Origin of the sequence: Teichococcus wenyumeiae (assembly GCF_003696345.1) — a bacterium.
Lineage (GTDB): Bacteria > Pseudomonadota > Alphaproteobacteria > Acetobacterales > Acetobacteraceae > Pseudoroseomonas > Pseudoroseomonas wenyumeiae.
In genome coordinates, this window is sequence record NZ_RFLX01000014.1 from 85,719 (window position 1) to 103,882 (window position 18,164).

At 69.8% G+C, this 18,164-nt stretch carries 17 protein-coding genes; 14 read left to right on the forward strand and 3 right to left on the reverse strand.

Features of this window, described 5'->3' with window-relative positions; all coding sequences use genetic code 11:
* Window positions 1-6: 6 nt before the first annotated feature.
* The gene (locus tag EBE87_RS17775) at window positions 7-333 is read right to left on the reverse strand and encodes a hypothetical protein (RefSeq protein ID WP_120639619.1); all 327 of its coding nucleotides are present in this window, start codon (window positions 331-333) and stop codon (window positions 7-9) included.
* 152 nt (window positions 334-485) lie between these two features.
* Window positions 486-1,520, reverse strand: a complete 1,035-nt coding sequence (locus tag EBE87_RS17780; RefSeq protein WP_120639620.1) for a LacI family DNA-binding transcriptional regulator — start codon at window positions 1,518-1,520, stop codon at window positions 486-488.
* Between the two features lie 258 nt (window positions 1,521-1,778).
* On the opposite strand from EBE87_RS17780, the gene EBE87_RS17785 reads away from it, so the two are divergent.
* The 14 genes from EBE87_RS17785 (at window position 1,779) to EBE87_RS17850 (ending at window position 17,098) form a co-directional block, all read left to right on the forward strand.
* Window positions 1,779-3,158 (forward strand): LLM class flavin-dependent oxidoreductase, encoded by a 1,380-nt coding sequence (locus tag EBE87_RS17785; protein WP_120639621.1) that lies wholly within the window; start codon window positions 1,779-1,781, stop codon window positions 3,156-3,158.
* Window positions 3,155-3,664 carry a flavin reductase family protein gene (locus EBE87_RS17790; protein WP_120639622.1) on the forward strand — a complete coding sequence of 170 codons (510 nt, stop codon included), beginning with the start codon at window positions 3,155-3,157 and terminating at the stop codon, window positions 3,662-3,664. The genes EBE87_RS17785 and EBE87_RS17790 overlap by 4 nt, the downstream gene beginning before the upstream one ends.
* 25 nt (window positions 3,665-3,689) lie before the next feature.
* Window positions 3,690-4,688 (forward strand): Bug family tripartite tricarboxylate transporter substrate binding protein, encoded by a 999-nt coding sequence (locus EBE87_RS17795; protein ID WP_158600961.1) that lies wholly within the window; start codon window positions 3,690-3,692, stop codon window positions 4,686-4,688.
* Window positions 4,689-4,729: 41 nt separating this feature from the next.
* A complete protein-coding gene (locus EBE87_RS17800; protein WP_233553328.1) occupies window positions 4,730-6,091 on the forward strand; it encodes an acyclic terpene utilization AtuA family protein in 1,362 nt (453 codons plus the stop codon).
* An 11-nt stretch (window positions 6,092-6,102) separates the two neighbouring features.
* Window positions 6,103-6,423, forward strand: coding sequence for a DUF4387 domain-containing protein (locus EBE87_RS17805; protein ID WP_120639625.1), 321 nt, complete (start codon window positions 6,103-6,105; stop codon window positions 6,421-6,423).
* Between the two features lie 75 nt (window positions 6,424-6,498).
* A complete protein-coding gene (locus EBE87_RS17810; RefSeq protein WP_120639626.1) occupies window positions 6,499-7,416 on the forward strand; it encodes a dihydrodipicolinate synthase family protein in 918 nt (305 codons plus the stop codon).
* 80 nt (window positions 7,417-7,496) lie between these two features.
* Window positions 7,497-8,312, forward strand: a complete 816-nt coding sequence (locus tag EBE87_RS17815) for an OBAP family protein (RefSeq protein WP_233560127.1) — start codon at window positions 7,497-7,499, stop codon at window positions 8,310-8,312.
* Window positions 8,313-8,381: 69 nt separating this feature from the next.
* Complete coding sequence (locus tag EBE87_RS17820) at window positions 8,382-9,596, forward strand: PAS domain-containing protein (RefSeq protein ID WP_120640805.1); 1,215 nt, start codon at window positions 8,382-8,384, stop codon at window positions 9,594-9,596.
* Entirely contained in the window at window positions 9,578-12,085 is a 2,508-nt protein-coding gene (locus EBE87_RS17825; RefSeq protein ID WP_122140094.1) for a PAS domain S-box protein, read from the forward strand. The genes EBE87_RS17820 and EBE87_RS17825 overlap by 19 nt, the downstream gene beginning before the upstream one ends.
* Window positions 12,086-12,214: 129 nt before the next feature.
* The gene (gene efp / locus EBE87_RS17830) at window positions 12,215-12,781 is read left to right on the forward strand and encodes an elongation factor P (protein WP_120640804.1); all 567 of its coding nucleotides are present in this window, start codon (window positions 12,215-12,217) and stop codon (window positions 12,779-12,781) included.
* A gap of 105 nt (window positions 12,782-12,886) precedes the next feature.
* Entirely contained in the window at window positions 12,887-13,744 is an 858-nt protein-coding gene (locus EBE87_RS17835; protein ID WP_120640803.1) for an inositol monophosphatase family protein, read from the forward strand.
* 64 nt (window positions 13,745-13,808) lie between these two features.
* Window positions 13,809-14,420, forward strand: coding sequence for a hypothetical protein (locus EBE87_RS17840; protein WP_147465039.1), 612 nt, complete (start codon window positions 13,809-13,811; stop codon window positions 14,418-14,420).
* Window positions 14,417-15,568 carry a MotA/TolQ/ExbB proton channel family protein gene (locus EBE87_RS17845; protein ID WP_120641237.1) on the forward strand — a complete coding sequence of 384 codons (1,152 nt, stop codon included), beginning with the start codon at window positions 14,417-14,419 and terminating at the stop codon, window positions 15,566-15,568. The genes EBE87_RS17840 and EBE87_RS17845 overlap by 4 nt, the downstream gene beginning before the upstream one ends.
* A 3-nt stretch (window positions 15,569-15,571) precedes the next feature.
* Window positions 15,572-17,098: a peptidoglycan -binding protein gene (locus EBE87_RS17850; protein ID WP_122140096.1), complete on the forward strand. Its 1,527-nt coding sequence runs from the start codon at window positions 15,572-15,574 to the stop codon at window positions 17,096-17,098.
* Here the strand turns inward: EBE87_RS17850 and EBE87_RS17855 are convergent.
* Window positions 17,085-18,155, reverse strand: a complete 1,071-nt coding sequence (locus EBE87_RS17855; RefSeq protein ID WP_120637358.1) for a fatty acid desaturase family protein — start codon at window positions 18,153-18,155, stop codon at window positions 17,085-17,087. The two genes, EBE87_RS17850 and EBE87_RS17855, sit on opposite strands and share 14 nt — an antisense overlap.
* Window positions 18,156-18,164 lie beyond the last annotated feature (9 nt).

An 18,164-nucleotide genomic window follows, 5' to 3' on the forward strand; every position in this document is an offset into this window, starting at 1 on the left:
ATCCCGTCAGCGGACGGTGAAGCGGCTGATCTCGCAGACATTGACGTTGCGCTGCTCAACCTTGCGGCCGCCATCCAGCACCGCCAGGAAATCGAAGCGGCAGGCGCCGGAGCCATCGTCGATATCGATGGTGACGGAGCGCCCGGGGGGCAGCACGTCCTCGCCCAGGATATCCTCTTCCCAGGAGCCGCGCTTGGTGTTGGAGGCGTAGAATTCCCGCAGATCCTGGCGGGAGGCATTCACGACCTCCACCCGCCGGTCGGCGGCCTCGGCGATGGAGGGCCACATGGCGGCGGCGACCAGCAGCACGGCGGCGGTCAGGGCGGGACGCATGGCGGTTATTCCGTGTCGGTGAAGAGCCCGCAGTATCCGCGCGAAAGCTGAACAGCCCGTTGTCTCGCACCGCGCAGGCCAGGATTCTGGTGCGGGGGAATTTCCGGGCGCCGCGCCGAGGTAGAAGCCAGAATGCGGTCGCCGGAGCGGCCTCAGCCCGGCGCGGGCCGCACGGAGCCGCGGATGATCAGCTTGCCGCGCAACGTGACGGATTCATCCGGCAGGTCCGGGTCCGCCATGCGGGCGGAGAGCAGATCCAACCCGCGCCCGACCATGGTCTTCAGCGGCTGCGCCACGGTGGTCAGGTCATAGATCGGCCGGGCGGCGGCGGGGATGTCGTCGAAGCCCACCACCGAGATATCCTGCGGCACCTGGATGCCCTGCAGCCGCAGGGCATCCAGCACACCCATGGCGATGATGTCGCTGACGGCGAAGATGGCATCCGGCCGTTCCGCCGGCGGCAGCGCGGCGATGCGGCGCCCGGCCTCGTAGCCGCCGTCATAGGTGGACTGGCCGTCCAGCCGCAGCATCAGCTTGTGGCCCGCCTGCTCCAGGTGCTGCACGAAGCCCTGCTCACGCTCCACCGCCGTGGAGGTGGGGTTGGAGGTATTCACCATGCCGAAGCGGCGGTGCCCCCGCGCCATCAGCAGCGTCGCCAGCTCCGCGCCCCCCGCCAGGTTGTCGCAGGCCACGGCGCTGCCATGCTCGCGCGCCACGCGGTTCACCATCACCACCGGCACGCCATTGGCGGCGCAGACGGCGGCGGCGCGGGATGACAGTTCGGCCGAGGTGATCAGGCAGCCATCGACCTTGTATTGCAGCAGCGCCTCGGCGGTCTTGTCCTCGATCGGCCCGGCGCCGGCATGGATCATCAGCATCCGCATGCCGCGCTCTCCCGCCTGGGCCACGGCCTCGTGCAGGATCTCGGTGTAGATCGGGTGGGTGGAAGGCCCGAGCACCAGCCCGATCAGGCCGCTGCGGCCGGAGGAGAGCGTGCGCGCCAGGGCATTCGGCGTGTAGCCCAGTTCCTGCGCCAGCGCGGCGATACGTGCCCGTGTCTCCGCTGAGATGCGGGTATCGCCCTTCAGCGCGCGCGAGATGGTGGACGGCGCCACCCCCGCCATGCGGGAGAGCGTGACGATGGTGGCACGCTGGCGGTTGCCGGGCGGTGGCGAGGCGTCATTCATGCCGCCACCATAGCACAGATGATCGGTGCGCTACCGTTCGCGCAGTTCGCAGAAGCGCGATCAGCCAACAGGCCTCACTATTATTCGGCAATGCAGCAAGAACGTCAGCGGTGTTAACCTGATATTCTGGTTGACCTAGATCAAAATCCACGCCTTACTGCGGCCACCAAGCGCAAACGTTCGCGCAATCGGTTGGCAAGGCCGCTGCCCGGACATGAGCCGGCCGGTGCCCCACCGGCAGAAGGAAAGGCTGAGCTGATGAGCACGTCGCAACGGCAGATGAAAATGGTGGGCTTCCTGCAGGCGCAGAACTGCTCGATCGCCCCCGGCTCCTGGCGCCACCCCGCCAACCCCATGGATTTCCTGAGCGCGAAGTATTTCCAGCGCATCGGCCGCGCGCTGGAGGACGGCAAGTTCCACCTCGCCTTCTTCGATGACCGCCTGGCGATGCCGGACATCTACAACAACGACCATCGCGATGCCGTGGAGAACGGCGTGCGCGTGGTGAAGATGGACCCCGCCACCATCATCACCGCCATCGGCATGGCGACGGAGAAGCTCGGCCTCGGCGTCACCTATTCCACCACCTACTACGAGCCCTTCCACGTCGCCCGCCTCTTCGCGACGCTGGACCTGATGACGGGCGGCCGTGCCGCCTGGAACGTCGTCACCTCCCTGAACAATTCGGAAGCCGCCAATTTCGGCCGCGACGGCCACCTGGCGCATGACGCACGCTACGAACGCGCCGACGAGTTCATGGAAGTCGTCATGGGCCTCTGGGACAGCTGGGAAGACGACGCCATCATCGGCGACAAGGTTTCCGGCCGCTTCGCCGATGGCAGCAAGGTCCACAAGCTCAACCACCAGGGCCAGTACTTCAAGTCGGCCGGGCCGCTGCCTGTGCCGCGCTCGGCCCAGGGCCATCCGGTGCTGATCCAGGCGGGGCAGAGCGGCCGTGGCCGCCAGTTCGCCGGCCGCTGGGGCGAGCTGATCTTCGTGGTCTACCCCAACAAGGAGATGGGCCAGAAGCAGTATGGCGAGCTGAAGGCTTCCGTTGCCGCCGCCGGCCGCGACCCGGACAGCGTTGCCGTCTGCCCGGCCTGCTATGTCTGCGTCGCCGAGACCCAGGCGATGGCCGAGGAGAAGCGCGAATACATCCGCGCCCTGGCCAAGCCGATCGACGCGCTGGTGCTGCTCTCGGAAGCGCTGAACTTCGACTTCGGCTCCAAGGACCTCGATTCCGAATTCACGGATGAGGAACTGAAGAAGCTCTCCTGGACCGGCTTCAAGGACCGCATCGTCGCTCTCTCCGGCAAGCCCAACCCGACGGTGCGCGACTTCGTGCATTTCTCCGGCCGCGGCACCATCGGCGAATTCCCCATCTTCTGCGGCACGCCCACCCAGGTGGCCGACCAGATGGAGGAATGGTTCACCGCCCGCGCCTGCGACGGCTTCGTGCTGGCCGCCACGCATATGTCCGGCGCCTTCGAGGACTTCACCCGCTTCGTGGTGCCGGAGCTGCAGCGCCGCGGCCTCTATCACAAGGACTACGCGGGTAGCACGCTGCGCGAGAACCTGGGCCTGGCGAAGCCGGCCATCGGTTCCTGGCGCCAGCCGGCGATGCGCGAGGTCTCATGAGCGCGGCCGGCACGCTGATCGACCCGGCGGCGTTCCGGGCGGGCATGCGCGCCATGCCGGGGGCGGTGGCGGTCATCGCCACCGGCCCCGCCGGCGCGCGCACGGGCATGACGGCCACCGCCGTCTGCTCGTTGAGCGATGCGCCGCCGATGCTGCTCTGCTGCGTCAATGCCAGCGCCAGCGCGCATCCGCTGATCCGCGCCCATGGCAGCTTCAGCGTCAACCTGCTGGCCGAGGAGCAGGCGGAGATCGCCGCGCGCTTCGCCGGCCGCGACGGGCTGAAGGGCGAGGCACGCTTCACGGCGGGCGACTGGGGCATGGCGGAAACCGGCGCCCCGGTGCTGCGCGATGCCATGGTCAGCTTCGACTGCGACCTGGAGGCGGAGCATGTGCACGCGACGCATTCCATCTTCGTCGGCACCGTGCGGGGCGTCAGCACCCGCGAGGGCGTGCCACCGCTGCTCTACCTCGCCGGCGGGTTCGGCGGGTTCCACACGTTCGGCTGAACAAGAAGAAACCAGGGAGAGAACAATGAACAAAGACCACACCATTCTTGCGTCTGCCACGCGCCGCACGCTGCTCGGCGCCGGGCTGGCGGCATTGGCCATGCCCGCCATCCGCCCGGCCTGGGCGCAGGACAAGTGGCCCAGCAAGCCGGTGCGCGTCGTTGTTCCCTATGCCCCCGGCGGTGGCACCGATGTCACCACCCGCGCGCTGGCGGAAGCGCTGGGCAGCAGCCTGGGCCAGACCTTCGTGGTGGAGAACCGCGCGGGCGCCAATGGCATCGTCGGCAGCGAGGCCGTGATGCACAGCCCGGCCGATGGCTACACGCTGATGGTGGTGACCTCCACCCACGTGATGTCGCGCTACATCACGCCGAATATTCCCTTCGACCCGCTGAAGGATTTCACGCCGATCGCCATGACGGCGCGCTACCCGCTGGTGCTGATGACAGCGGCCAAGAGCCCCTTCAACAGCCTGGGCGACCTGCTGAAGGCCGCCAAGGAGAAGCCGGGCGCCATTGCCCAGGGTACGTCCGACGCGCAGTCTTCCTTCACCGCCAACCAGTTCGCCAAGCGCGCCGGCGTGGAGATGATCGAGATTCCTTATCGCGGCAGCGGCGCCTATCTGGCTGAGCTGACGGGCGGCCACCTTCCCGTGGCCTGGGGCAGCACCGCCACCGCCATGCCGCTGCTCGGCGCCGGCACGGTGAAGGTGCTGGCCATCAGCAGCGACAAGCGCTCCGCCTTCCTGCCGGATGTGCCGACGCTGGCCGAAGGCGGCGTGCAGGGCGCCGACTTCACCGGGTGGTTCGGCATGTTCGCCCCCGCCAAGCTGCCCGAGGCGATCGCGGAAAAGCTGAATGCCGAGGTGTTGAAGGCGATGGAAACCCCTGCCCTCAAGGAGCGCCTGAAGAACCTGGCCGTGGACCCCACCGACCTGTCGCGCGCCGCCTTCGCGAGCCAGTTGGTGGAAGAGGACAAGCGCTGGCAGCAGGCGGACAAGGACGGGCTGCTGCCCAAGGGCTGAGCCTGCTTCCCTATGGTTAGACTTTGATTCAGGAGCGTCCTTTGAACGAGTTCAGAATGCTCTCGACGAGCGGTATCCTCGGATACGGCTATGCCGAGGAGTCGCTGCGGATTGGCATGTCGTGGGAGCCGCATATCATCGGCTGCGATGGCGGCAGCACCGATCCCGGCCCCTACTACCTGGGCGCCGGCAAGTCCTTCTGCTCGCGCCTTTCGGTCAAGCGCGACCTGCGGCTGATGCTGATGGCGGCGGTGGCCGCCAAGATCCCCTGCATCATCGGCACCGCCGGCGGCGCGGGCGGCGAGCCGCATCTGCAGGACACCGCCGCCCTGGTGCGGGAGATCGCGAAGGAGGAGGGCCTCTCCTTCAAGATGGCGCTGATCCATTCCGAGCAGAGCGCGGACAGCCTGGTCGAGCGCGTCAATGCCGGCCTGTCCCGCCCCCTGGCCAAGATGAAGCCGCTGGACGAGGCGACCATCCGCCGCGCCGAGCGCATCGTCGGCATGATGGGTCCGGAGCCGTTCAACCGCGCGCTGGACAATGGCGCGCAGGTCATCCTCGCCGGCCGCAGCAGCGACCCGGCGCAATGGGCGGGTCCGGCCATCCGCGCCGGCATGAATCCGGCACCGAGCTGGTACGCCGGCAAGATGCTGGAATGCGGCGCCGAGCCTTCCGTGCCGAAGGAGCCGGACTGCATCTTCGTCCGCGTGCGCGACGACCACCTGATCTGCGAGCCGCCGAACCCGATCCGCCGCTCCACGCCGCTGGCGGTGGCCAATTTCGCGCTGCACGAGAATTCCAGCCCGATCCATCACGTGGAGCCGGGTGGGCTGCTGGACACCAGCGCCTGCACCTTCACCGCCGTCAGCGACCGCGCCGTCAAGGTCGACGGCATGACCTGGACGCCGGCCGAGCAGTACACCATCAAGCTGGAGGGCGTGGAGCGCGCCGGCTACCGCGCCATCACCATCTGCGGCACGCGCGACCCGGTGCTGATCGGCCAGATCGACAGCTACCTGGAGACGCACCGCGACAAGGTCGCCACCAAGGCCGCCTCCTTCGGCGTGCCGCCCAGCGACTACCAGATGGTGGTGCGCACCTATGGCAAGGACGGCGTCATGGCCGCCTGGGAGCCGCAGAAGGAGATCACCTCCCACGAACTGGGCTTCGTGATCGAGGTGGTGGGCCGCACGCAGGACATCGCCAACGCCGTGCTGGCCATGGCGCGCACCTCCATGCTGCACGCCGATTTCCCTGGCCGGCTATGCAAGGAAGGCAACATGGCTTTCCCCTTCAGCCCCTCCGATATCGAGCTGGGGCCGATGTTCCGCTTCAGCGTCTTCCATGTCGTGGCGCCGAAGGACCCCTACGAGATGTTCCCCATCGAATACGAGATGGTGTGAGGAGCCACGTCATGCCCCGCATTCGCGAGATCGCGCAGATCTGCAAGAGCAAGAACGCCGGCCCCTTCATGGTCACCATCGACGTGTTGTTCGAGGACCATGAGATGTACCGCAAGGTGAAGGCCACCGGCGTGCTGAACGCCGCCCTCTTCTCCCGCCTCTACGGCGTGGAGGAGAAGGACGTGCTCTTCACCCCCTACGACACCGCCGCCGCCTTCAAGGCGACCCTGCCGCGGCTGGTGCCGGCCGGCGACATCGGCGACACCGATGTCTACGGCGCCCAGCAGCACGCGCCGCTGCTGGAGGTGGAGATCCCGCTGAACGACGCCTGATCTGGCCGCGCGCCACCGGCCATGGCAAGCTTCCATGGAACGACCCGATAACCGGGCGGAACAAGGGAGCTGGCTATGGCAGAGGCCTACAAGGGCGTCTTTCCGGTGGTGCCGACCATCTTCGACGAACGCGGCGGCCTGGACCTCGCGGGCCAGCGCCGCTGCGTCGACTTCATGATCGACGCTGGCTCGCACGGGCTCTGCATCCTGGCGAATTTCTCCGAGCAGTTCGTGCTTTCGGACCATGAGCGCGAAGTGCTGCAGGATACCATCCTGGCGCATGTGGCGGGCCGGGTGCCGGTGATCGTCACCACCACGCATTTCTCCTCCCGCCTCTGCGCCGAGCGCTCACGCCGCGCGCAGGATGCCGGCGCCGCCATGGTGATGGTGATGCCGCCCTATCACGGCGCCACCATCCGCGTGCCGGAGCCCGCGATCTTCGATTTCTACAGCCTGGTCTCGGATGCCATCGACATCCCCATCATGGTGCAGGACGCGCCGGTGGCGGGCACGCCGCTGTCCGCGGCCTTCCTGGCCCGCATGGCGCGGGAGATCAAGAACCTCTCCTATTTCAAGATCGAGGTGCCCTTCGCCGCTAACAAGCTGCGGGACATGATCGCGCTGGGCGGCGAGGCCATTGTCGGCCCCTGGGATGGCGAGGAAGCCATTACCCTGATGGCGGACCTTGAGGCTGGCGCCACCGGCTCCATGACCGGCGGCGGCTATCCGGACGGCATCCGGCAGATCACCGATGCCTGGTTCGCCGGGGACAAGGAAGGCGCCGCCGAGGCCTATGGCCGCTGGCTGCCGCTGATCAATTACGAGAACCGGCAAGGCGGGCTGCTGGCCGCCAAGGCGCTGATGAAGGAGGGCGGCGTCATCGCCTGCGAGGCCGGGCGCCATCCGATCCCCGCCCTGTCCCCCGCCACCCGCGCCGGGCTGATGACGGTGGCGCGGCGGCTGGACCCGCTGGTCCTGCGCTGGGGCCGTTGACAGCCCGCACGGGCCACTGACGCAACATCCACGCCGCCGCACGGTTTACCGGCCAGTGCAAGCGGAGAGGAGGTTGCGGCATGAAGCGTCTGCAAGGTGGCCTGGGCCGGCGGGCCCTGGGGAGAGGCCTGGCTGCCACGGCGGCCGGCGCGATGGCGGCCTGTGCCTGCGGCCGGGCCCAGGCGCAGCCGGCCTCCCCGCATTCCGGCGGGCCGGCGGCGGCGGGCGATCCTCCCTCCGCGCGTAGCCGGGCGCTGGGCGCCGGGGCGGCGCTGCTGCAGAGCAAGGCGCCGCTGAACGCGATGGACCTTTATCTCAACGGCTTCCATTTCTATGCCGATGACATGGGCCGGCAGGTCGAGGCGCATCACTTCTGCACCCACCTGACCGAGGACTTCCACCAGTGCACGATCTTCGACAGCAACGAGGCCAATGCCCGGCTGATCGGCATCGAATACATCATCTCCGAGCGGCTGTTCCTGACATTGCCGGAGGATGAGAAGCGGCTCTGGCACAGCCACCACTACGAAACCACTTCCGGCGAGCTGGTGATGCCCGGCATCCCCGAGGCGGTGGAGACGGTGGCGATGCGGCAGCTCGCCGGCACCTATGGCAAGACCTGGCACACCTGGCAGGTGGACCGTGGCGACACGCTGCCGCTGGGTATCCCACAGTTGATGATGGGCTTCACGGCGGATGGCCAGCTGGAGCAGCGGCTGGCCGATGAGCGGGACCGGCGGCTGGGCACGTCCATCGCGGAAAGCCGCAAGGCGCGGGCCGACATCCCGGTGCCCCAGCCTGCCCCTGGCGCCAATTCCTGGCAGAGCGGCCAGTCGCCGCAGCTCACCCTCCAGACCGTGCCGTTGCGCAACAGGCGCCCCGGCGGCACGCCTTGACACCGCCGAAAAGCGGGGGACAGGCTGCACCATGGATCATCCGCTCTCCTTTGATGCTCTGCGGCTGCCTTGAGCACGAGCGAGATCGACCGGCTCCGGCAACGCGAGCGGTTCCTGGAAGCGGAGGTGGCGCAGCTGCGGCGCCAATTGGCCGGGCGTCCGGGTCCGGCCGCTGACGCACCCCTCCCCGAGGCTGCCATCCTGGGCAATGTGCTGGATGTCGCCATCATCGCGTCCGACCTCGAAGGCCGGGTGACGGAATGGAGCACGGGGGCGGAGCACCTCTTCGGCTGGACGGCCGCCGAGATGCTGGGCCAGCCGCTGGAGCGCCTTTTCACGCCCGAGGATCGCGCCGCCAACCGCATCCCGGCGGAGAGGCGGCAGGCCCTGCGGGAAGGCCGCGCCATCGCACAGGGCTGGCAGTTGCGCCGCGACGGCAGCCGGCTCTGGGCTTCCAGCGAACTGATGCCCTTGCAGCAGGCGGACGGCACCGCCTCGGGTTTCCTGCGGCTGTTGCGGGACCGCTCGGAAGAGCGGACGGCGAGCCGCCGGCTGGCCGAGAGCGAGGCCCGCTACCGCACCCTCTTCGAGGCGATCGACGCCGGCTTCTGCATCATCGAGATGCGCTTCGATGCGCGGCAGGTGCCGGTGGACTATCGCTTCATCGAGGTCAACCCGGCCTTCGAGCGCCAGACCGGCCTGGTGGATGCCGCCGGCCGCTGGATGCGCGACATGGCGCCGGAGCATGAGCAGCACTGGTACGACATCTACGGCCGCGTGGCGCTGACCGGGGAGCCGGCGCGCTTTGAGAACGCGGCAGCCTCCCTGGGCCGCTGGTACGAGGTCCACGCCTTCCGCGTCGGTGAGCCGGAGGAACCGCGCGTCGCGGTGCTGTTCAACGATATCTCGGACCGCCGGCGGGCCGAGCTGGCCTTGCAGAAGAGCGAGGCGCATTGGCGCGGGCTGTTCGGGCAGCTTCGCGAGGGCTTCGTGATCGGCGAGGTGGTCCGCGACGCCTTCGGCCGCGTCACCGACTGGCGCTACCTGGACGTGAACCCGGCCTGGGACGACCTGACCGGCCTGCCGCGTGAGCAGGCCGTCGGCCAGACGGTGCGGGAACTGATCCCCGGCATCGAGGACGAATGGGTGGACGATTTCGCCCGTGTGGTCGAGACAGGGGAATCCGCCACCTTCACCCGCCAGGTGCGGCAGTTCGGCCGCTGGTATGAGGGCCGCGCGCATCGCCTGGAGGGCGACCGTTCGCCGTGCTCTTCCTGGAAGTGACGGAGCGCCGCCGTGCCGACGAGGACATGCGGCGGCTGGCGGCGCTGGTGGAGCAATCGGCCGATTTCATCGGCGCCTGCGGGCCGGATGGGCAGATGGTCTTCGTCAACCCCGCCGGCTGCCGCCTGGTGGGACTGGAGGAAGCGGCGGCGCGCGACAGCCGCATCACCGACTATTTCGCGCGGGAGGAGCGCGAGACCATCGCGGGCACCGTGCTGCCCGCCGTGCAGCGCCAGGGCACCTGGCAGGGCGAGCTGCGCTTCCACGACTTCCGCAGCGGCGCGGTGCTGCCGGTGCTGTTCAATATCTTCACGCTGCGCGACCCGCAGGGCCGCCTCACCGGCTATGGCACCGTGACGTGCGACATGCGGGAGGTGCGCAAGGCGGAGCTGCGCCGCAATGCATTGCTGGAACTGGGCGACCGCCTGCGCGACCTGCGCGATGCCGGCACCATGTCCATGATCGCCGCCGAGATCCTCGGCCGCACCCTGGGCGTCGACCGCGCCGGCTATGGCCGCTTCGCCCCGGATGGCGAAACCATGATGCTGGACCAGGACTGGGTGGCCCCGGGCATCCGCAGCATCGCCGGGCGGCACAGCATGCGGGACTACGGCTCCTTCATCGAGGACCTGCAGCGCGGGCTGACGGTGGTGGTGCCCGATGCGCGGAAAGACCCGCGGATGCGGGAGCGCGCGGCGCTGGTGGAAGCCCTCTCCGCCCGCGCCATCGTCAACCTGCCGCTGATGGAGGATGACCGCCTCGTCGCCTTCTTCTTCGTCAACCAGGCGCAGCCGCGCCGCTGGACGGAGGAGGAGGTCACCTTCCTGCGCAACGTGGCCGACCGCACCCTGGCCACCATCGCGCGGCGGCAGGCGGAGGATGAGCTGCGCGCTCTGGCCGGCCGCCTGGAAGAGCTGGTGGCCGAGCGGACGCGGGAGCGTGACCGGCTGTGGGAACTGAGCGAGGACCTGCTGGTGGTGGCCGATTACGAAGGCCACCTGCTGCGCGTCAGCCCCTCCTGGAGCCGCCTGCTGGGGATGGAGGAGGCGGATCTGCTCGCCATTCCCTATGCCCGACTGATGCATCCCGAGGATATCGGCCCGGTGCGGACGGCCTTGCAGGGTATGCGCCGCACCGGCCAGGCCATACGCTTCGAGAACCGGCTGCGGGATGCCCAGGGCGGCTGGCGCTGGTTCGCCTGGACACTCTCGCCGGAGCCGGGCGGGGAGCGGCTCTTCGGCGTCGGGCGAGACGTGACGGTGGAGAGGGAGCAGGCCGCGGCGCGGGAACGGCTGGAAGAGCAACTGCGCCAAAGCCAGAAGATGGAGGCGGTGGGGCAGCTCACCGGCGGCATCGCGCATGACTTCAACAACCTGCTGACCGGCATCAGCGGCAGCCTGGAACTCATCTCCACCTGCATGGCGCGGGGGCGCATACAGGAGATGGAACGCTTCATCGAGGTCGCTCAGGGCGCCGCCACGCGCGCGGCGGCGCTGACGCACCGGCTGCTGGCCTTCTCCCGCCGCCAGACGCTGGACCCGCGCCCCACAGACGCCAACCGGCTGGTGGCGGGGATGGAGGAACTGGTGCGCCGCACGGTGGGCCCCGCCATCTCGCTGCAGGTTGTGCCGGGCGCCGGGCTCTGGCCGATCCTGATCGACCATCACCAACTGGAAAACGCGCTGCTGAACCTCTGCATCAATGCGCGCGATGCCATGCCGGAAGGCGGCCGGCTGACCATCGAGACCGCCAACCGCCCGATGGATGCGGCGGAAGCAGGGGCGCTTGACCTGCCGCCGGGGGCCTATGTCTCCGTCTGCGTCTCCGACACCGGCACGGGCATGACGCCGGAAGTGGCGGCCAAGGCCTTCGACCCCTTCTTCACCACCAAGCCGCTGGGCCAGGGCACCGGGCTCGGCCTGTCCATGATCTATGGCTTCGCGCGGCAGTCGGGAGGGCAGGCGCGGATCTGCTCGGCGCCGGGCGAAGGCACCACCATCTGCCTCTACCTGCCCCGGCACGAAGGAGCCAGCGCGGCCGAGGGAACGGGCGAAGCGCCCCATGGCATGGCCCCGGCACGGCGGGGCGAGACGGTGCTGGTGGTGGATGACGAGCCCACCGTGCGGCTGCTGGTGGTGGAGATCCTGCAGGACCTCGGCTACGCCACCATCGAGGCGGCGGATGGCGCCAGCGGCCTGCAGGTGCTGCGCTCCGATGCGAGGATCGACCTGCTGGTGAGCGATGTGGGCCTGCCCGGCGGCATGAACGGGCGCCAAATGGTCGATGCGGCGCGGGAAGCGCGGCCGGACCTGAAGGTGCTTTTCATCACCGGCTATCATGAGGATGCGGCGCTCGGGCCCAGCCGGCTGGCACCAGGGACGCAGGTGCTGAGCAAGCCCTTCAGCATGGAAATCCTGGCGGACAGGGTGCGCGCGCTGATTGCCCATGGCGGCACGCCGGATGCTGCCCAGGGCGGCGCGCAGGGCTGAGCGGCGGCTGCCCCATTGCCCGCACCCCCCTCCCCGCGTTAAACCCCGGCCCCGCCCGCCTCCCGGCCCTGCCGGGAGCGCGGCCCTTTTTCGTTCCTTCAAGCGTCTCCAGACACAGGTGCCCCGCCCATGAAGCAGCAGGCCAACCAGATGCGCCCCGGTCAGGTCATCGAGTACGAGGGCCGTCGCTGGACCGTGCTGAAGATCCAGATCATCACCCCGGGCAAGGGTGGCGCCTTCATCCAGGTCGAGATGCGCGACATCAAGACCGGCACCAAGAAGGACGACCGCTGGCGCACCGCCGACACCGTCGAGCGCCTGATGACCGAGGACAAGGAGTTCACCTACTCCTACGCCGACGGCGAGAACCTGGTGCTGATGGACCCGGAGACCTTCGAGCAGACCGTGGTTCCCTCCGCCATCCTGGGCGACCGCCTGCCGTTCCTGGAAGAGAACATGACGGTCTCCGTCAAGCTCATCGAGGGTGACCCGGTGGCCATGGAGCTGCCGCAGAACGTGACGCTGGAGGTGGCCGAGGCCGACCCGGTGGTGAAGGGGCAGACCGCCTCCTCCTCCTACAAGCCCGCGCTGCTGTCCAACGGCGTGAAGACGCTGGTGCCGCCCTTCATCACCGCCGGTGAGAAGATCGTGGTGAAGACGGAAGACGGTTCCTACGTCGAGCGCGCCAAGGGCTGAGGCCCTTCGGGTGCCGTCCTGACGCACCCCTCCTGATCGCCGCGGCGGGCAACCACCCGCCGCGGCTGTTTCTTTTCTGCCGCGTCCTTCGGAGAAACCCCGCCCGTGGCCCAGTCCGCCCGCCTTTCCCCCGCCCTGAATGTTGTCGTCGCCGCCGTGCAGAAGGCGGGCAAGCGCCTGCTGCGCGATTTCGGCGAGGTCGAGCAGCTGCAGGTCAGCGTGAAGGGTCCGGGCGACTTCGTCTCCCAGGCCGACCTGCGGGCCGAAGAGACCCTGCGCAACGACCTCGGCCGCGCCCGCCCCAACTTCGCCTTCCTGGGCGAGGAAGGCGGCATCACCGGCGCCGAGGACTGGGAATGGCGCTGGGTGATCGACCCGCTGGACGGCACCACCAACTTCCTGCACGGCATCCCGCACTGGTGCATCTCCGTGGGCATCGAGAAGCGCACGGGTGAGAACACCAGCGAGATCATGGCTGGCGTGATCTACAACCCCGCCGCCGACGAGCTGTTCTGGGCCGAGAAGGGCATGGGCTCCTTCCTGAATGACCGGCGCCTGCGCGTTTCCGGCCGCCGGGAGATGCTGCCGGCCGTCTTCGCCACCGGCATCCCCTTCGCCATGACGCAGCGCAAGGCCGAGTTCAGCGCCACCCTGGCGCGGCTGATGCCGCAGGTGGCCGGCGTGCGCCGCATGGGCGCCGCGGCGCTGGACCTCGCCTGGACCGCCGCCGGCCGCTACGACGGCTACTGGGAACTGGGCATCAAGCCCTGGGACATGGCGGCCGGGCTGATCATCCTGAAGGAAGCCGGCGGCTACGCCACCACGCCGGACGGCGGCGACCCCTACCCGAGCGGCGACATCGTCGCCGGCAACCCGCACCTGCAGCCCAAGCTGCGGGACGTGGTGCAGGAGGGCATCGCCATGGTCGCCCGCGCCCGCGCCGAGGGCCGCCACGAAAGCTGAGCCTTTCATCGCCGGGCGGGCGCGCATTGAGCCTGCCCGGCGATAGGTCTAGGGTGCGGCACATATGCGTCCTTGTCGCACCCTTCCCCGCCGCCATGCCCGCCGCGCCCTGATGGCGCTGCCGCTGGCCCTTCTGCTGGCCGCGCCCGCCCTGGCGCAGGTCGGCCTGCCCACGGCCGTCATTCGCGCACAGCAGCCCGCCGCGCCCAGTGACCCGGCGCCCGCCGCGCCGCAGCCGCCGGACCTGACCCAGCCGCCGCGCCCCGCGACTCCGCCGGCGCGCCTGCCGCTGGTGGCCCTGCCCCCGAGCATGCGCAACCTGCCCGAAGGCGGCTGGCGCATCGAGGGCGCGCCCGCCACCGGCCGGCTGGACCCCGCCACCACCAATACCCTGGCCGAGATCGCCCGCCGCCTCGCCGCCGTGCCCGGCCGCGTCACGGTCGTGGCGCAGGTGGCCGGGCCGGCCGAGGATATCTCGGTGGCCCGCCGCGCCGCCCTGGCCAATGCCCAGGAAATCCGCCGCGCCCTGGAAGCCGGCGGCCTGCCGGGCACGCGCATCGACCTGCGCCCGATCGGCCGTACGGCGGCGGCGGAAGATGCGGTGGAACTGCTGCCGCCCGGCGTGCCCAGCCCCAGCCTCACCGCCCAAAGCCAACAGGCCGCCCCCCCGAAATGACACGCCCCAACCGCTACCTGCTGCGGATGCTGGTCTTCCTGCTGGCCGTTCTCGTGCTGGCAGCGGTGCTCTCGGGCGAGTTGATCCACGCCTTCTCGGCCAACCCGGTGCTGAATGCCGTCATCCTGGCGGTGCTGCTGCTGGGCATCGCCTGGAACATCCGGCAGGTGGTGAGCCTGAACCCCGAGGTCGCCTGGCTGGAAGGCTTCCGCGAGCCCCGCCCTGGCGCCCCGGCCCGCCCGGCGCCGCGCCTGCTGGGCCCGATGGCCTCGATGTTCGCTACCAAGCGGGGGGACCGGCTCTCCCTTTCCGCCCCCGCGATGCGCAGCGTGCTGGATGGCATCGCCTCCCGCCTCGATGAAAGCCGGGAGCTGTCGCGCTACGTCACCGGCCTTTCCATCTTCCTGGGCCTGCTGGGCACCTTCTGGGGGCTGATCCTGACCATCGGCTCGGTCGCGGAAGTGATCTCCTCCATGTCCGTCGGCTCGGGCGACGTGAACCAGCTCTTCAACCAGCTCAAGAGCGGGCTGACCCAGCCGCTGCGGGGCATGGGCGTGGCCTTCTCCTCCTCCATGCTAGGCCTCGCCGGCGCATTGGTGCTGGGCTTCCTGGACCTGACGGCCGGGCAGGCGCAGACCCGCTTTTACAACGAGCTGGAGGAATGGCTGGCGGGCGTCACCCGCCTCTCCTCCGGCGTGCTGGGGGATGTTGGCGGCGAAACGGGCGGCGGCTCCGTGCCCGCCTATGTCCAGGCGCTGCTGGAACAGACCGCCGAGAACCTGGAGAACCTCCAGCGCATCATCACCCGTGGCGAGGAAGGCCGCGCAGCCTCCGCCCAGGCGCTGGTGACGCTGACGGAGCGGCTCTCCATCCTGGCCGACCAGATGCGCGCCAGCCAGGTGCTGATGCAGCGCGTGGCCGATGGGCAATCCGCCCTGGCCCCCACCCTGACCCGGCTGGCCGAGGTGCAGTCCCACGGCGCGCTGGACGATGCTTCCCGCGGGCATCTCCGTAACGTGGAGCTCTACCTCGCCCGGCTGCTGGAGGATGTGTCCCAGGGCCGCGCCCAGGCCACCGCCGAGATCCGGGGCGAGATCAAGATCCTGGCCCGCACCATCGCGGCGCTGGCCGACGAAGGCCCGCGCTGAGCCATGGCCCTGCGCCGCAACAGGGAGGGGCTGAACGCCTGGCCCGGCTACGTGGACGCCCTGTCCACCCTGCTGATGGTGTTGATTTTTGTTCTTCTGGTCTTCGTGCTGGCGCAGGGCTTCCTTTCCGTCGCCCTCTCCTCGCGCGACCAGGCGCTGGACCGGCTGAACCGGCAGGTGGCGGAACTGGCCGACCTGCTGGCGCTGGAACGCAATTCCGGCGAGGAGCTGCGCGGCCGCCTGTCCCGCATGACCGAGGAACTGCGCAGCGCCACCGGCGCCCGTGACGCCGCCCTGGCGCAACTGGGCGGCCTGCGCGACGAGCGGGACCGCCAGAGCGCCGACCGGGACGCCACCCGCGCCGACCGCGACCGCCTCGCGGCGCGCCTCGCGGACCTGGAGGCCTCCTCCCGCGGCGCCGGCGAACGCATCGCCAGCCTGGAGGAGCGGCTGGCCGAGGCCCTTTCCCGCGCCGAGGCGCGCGGGGGAGATGCCGCGGCCTCCGTACGGGAGCTGACCGAGGCGCGCAGGCAACTGGCCGGTGAGCGGGAGGCCCTGACGGCGACCCGCCGGCAACTGGCGGAGCAGCAGGCCCGCGCCGGCAGCGCCGAGACGGCGCGCGACCAGCGGGCCGCCGAACTGGCTGCTGCCCGCGCCGACCTGGACCGCATGCGGCAGGCCATGGCGGAACTGGACCGGACGGTGCAGGCCGACCGCGCCACCATCGCCACCCGGCTCTCCGACATCGCCCGGCTGAACGAACAGGTCCGCGCCCTGACCGCGCTGCGGGACGAGCTGGAGCAGCGTGCCCAGACCGCCCTGAACCAATCGGCCACCACCGAGGAAGCCCGCCGCAAGGCCGAGGAAGAAGCTTCCGGCCATGCCCGGCTGGCCGAAAGCGCCCGCGCCCAGGTGGCGCTGCTGACGCAACAGGTGGCGCAGCTTCGGGCCGAATTGTCCCGCGTCGCCGCGCTGCTGGATGCCGAGGAGGACGCCGGGCGCGACAAGGACGCGCAGATCACCGCCCTGGGCCAGCGGCTGAATGCCGCCCTGGCGGCGCGGGTGGAGGAATTGCAGCGCTACCGCAGCGACTTCTTCGGCCGCCTGCGCGACGTGCTGGGCACCCGGCCGGAAGTGCGCATCGTCGGCGACCGCTTCGTGTTCCAGAGCGAGGTTCTGTTCCCGGTGGGCAGCGCCGAGCTTTCCGCTTCCGGCCGGCAGCAACTGCGGCAGTTGGCGGCGGTGCTGCTGGATGTCAGCACGCGCTTCCCGGCCGACCTGCCCTGGATTCTGCGCGTGGATGGCCATGCCGACCGCAGCCCGCTCAGCGGCAGCGGCCGCTATGCCAGCAACTGGGAGCTTTCGGCGGCACGCGCCATCGCCGTGGCGCAGTTGCTGATCGGCGAAGGGCTGCCGGCCAACCACGTGGCCGCCGCCGCCTTCGGCGACAACCAGCCGCTGGACCCCGGCGACGGTCCCGACGCCCTGGCGCGCAACCGCCGGATCGAGCTGCGGCTTACCGACCGGTAGCGGGGGCGATGCCGCCGAAGAGGCGGATCAACAGCCCGCTCATGCCCCGGTAATTGGCGCGGTGGAAGGCGGAGGTCATGGGCATTTCCGCCGCCAGCCGCCGGTGCGCCTCGCCCAGCGCGTGGTAGGGCAGGCCCGGCAGCAGGTGGTGCAGCGCGTGGTAGCGCAGGCCCACCGGCGCCCAGAGCGCCGGCAGCAGGCCCGGCGGCGGCACATTGACGCTGTCCAGGTACTGCTCGGCGATGCTGATGGGCTCGCCCTCGTTTTCCCAGAGATGTGCCACCAGGGTGCGAAGCTGGTTGAGCACCGCGACGCCCGAGGTCACCAGCAGGAAGGTGACAAAGGCCCCCGTGGCCAGGAAGCCGGCGGCGATCAGCGCCCAGGCCCAGAGGCAGGCGACGGCTTCCCACAGCAGCCAGTCCTGCTTCGCCTTGCCTTCCGGCGGCTTGCGGCGGAAGGCGGGGTCGATGGCCAGGGCCGAATAGCGTTCCACCACCACACGCCGCAGCGGCGGCACCAGGGCGGAGAGCGGCGCCAGCACGGCATAGCGCAGCAGCAGCGCCACCGGCGCCAGGGCCGAGGCCAGCAGGAAGAGCGCCACCGTCCAGGGCTTCATCAGCGCCAGCGGCAGGTATTCCGGGTCCTCGGCGGTGCCGTAGCGGGTGCGGGCATGGTGCAGGTTGTGCACGCCCTCATACATGAAGGAGGGCACCAGCATCGGCACGCCCACCAGCAGGTTCCAGCCGGTGCGGAAGCCGGGCACGGCGCCGGGCTTCAGATGCGTCAGCTCATGGATGAAGCTCAGCGCCCGGTAGAGCGCCAGCACCGAGGCCAGCCCCGCCGCCAGCTTCACCCCCAGCGGCGCCGCCAGGATGGCCAGCGCCAGCGCGCTGTAGCCGATGCCGGTGGAAAGCAGCAGGTCCGCCCAGTAGACTCCGGGCTTGGCTGTGCCGAGGTCGCGCGTCAGCTTGGCGGCGGTGCGGATGAGCTGGTCGTCATCCGGCACCGGGGCGGCCTTGGGGCGGTCCATCGCCGCATCCTGCGTCAGGGTCTGCATGCTCTGACA

Excerpts from the sequence above, each read along its gene's own strand:
- EBE87_RS17775 (WP_120639619.1), bottom strand. The coding sequence starts at position 333 with ATGCGTCCCGCCCTGACCGCCGCCGTGCTGCTGGTCGCCGCCGCCATG.
- EBE87_RS17780 (WP_120639620.1), bottom strand. The coding sequence starts at position 1,520 with ATGAATGACGCCTCGCCACCGCCCGGCAACCGCCAGCGTGCCACCATC.
- EBE87_RS17785 (WP_120639621.1), top strand. The coding sequence starts at position 1,779 with ATGAGCACGTCGCAACGGCAGATGAAAATGGTGGGCTTCCTGCAGGCG.
- EBE87_RS17790 (WP_120639622.1), top strand. The coding sequence starts at position 3,155 with ATGAGCGCGGCCGGCACGCTGATCGACCCGGCGGCGTTCCGGGCGGGC.
- EBE87_RS17795 (WP_158600961.1), top strand. The coding sequence starts at position 3,690 with ATGAACAAAGACCACACCATTCTTGCGTCTGCCACGCGCCGCACGCTG.
- EBE87_RS17805 (WP_120639625.1), top strand. The coding sequence starts at position 6,103 with ATGCCCCGCATTCGCGAGATCGCGCAGATCTGCAAGAGCAAGAACGCC.
- EBE87_RS17810 (WP_120639626.1), top strand. The coding sequence starts at position 6,499 with ATGGCAGAGGCCTACAAGGGCGTCTTTCCGGTGGTGCCGACCATCTTC.
- EBE87_RS17815 (WP_233560127.1), top strand. The coding sequence starts at position 7,497 with ATGAAGCGTCTGCAAGGTGGCCTGGGCCGGCGGGCCCTGGGGAGAGGC.
- efp (WP_120640804.1), top strand. The coding sequence starts at position 12,215 with ATGAAGCAGCAGGCCAACCAGATGCGCCCCGGTCAGGTCATCGAGTAC.
- EBE87_RS17840 (WP_147465039.1), top strand. The coding sequence starts at position 13,809 with ATGCGTCCTTGTCGCACCCTTCCCCGCCGCCATGCCCGCCGCGCCCTG.
- EBE87_RS17845 (WP_120641237.1), top strand. The coding sequence starts at position 14,417 with ATGACACGCCCCAACCGCTACCTGCTGCGGATGCTGGTCTTCCTGCTG.
- EBE87_RS17850 (WP_122140096.1), top strand. The coding sequence starts at position 15,572 with ATGGCCCTGCGCCGCAACAGGGAGGGGCTGAACGCCTGGCCCGGCTAC.
- EBE87_RS17855 (WP_120637358.1), bottom strand. The coding sequence starts at position 18,155 with ATGCAGACCCTGACGCAGGATGCGGCGATGGACCGCCCCAAGGCCGCC.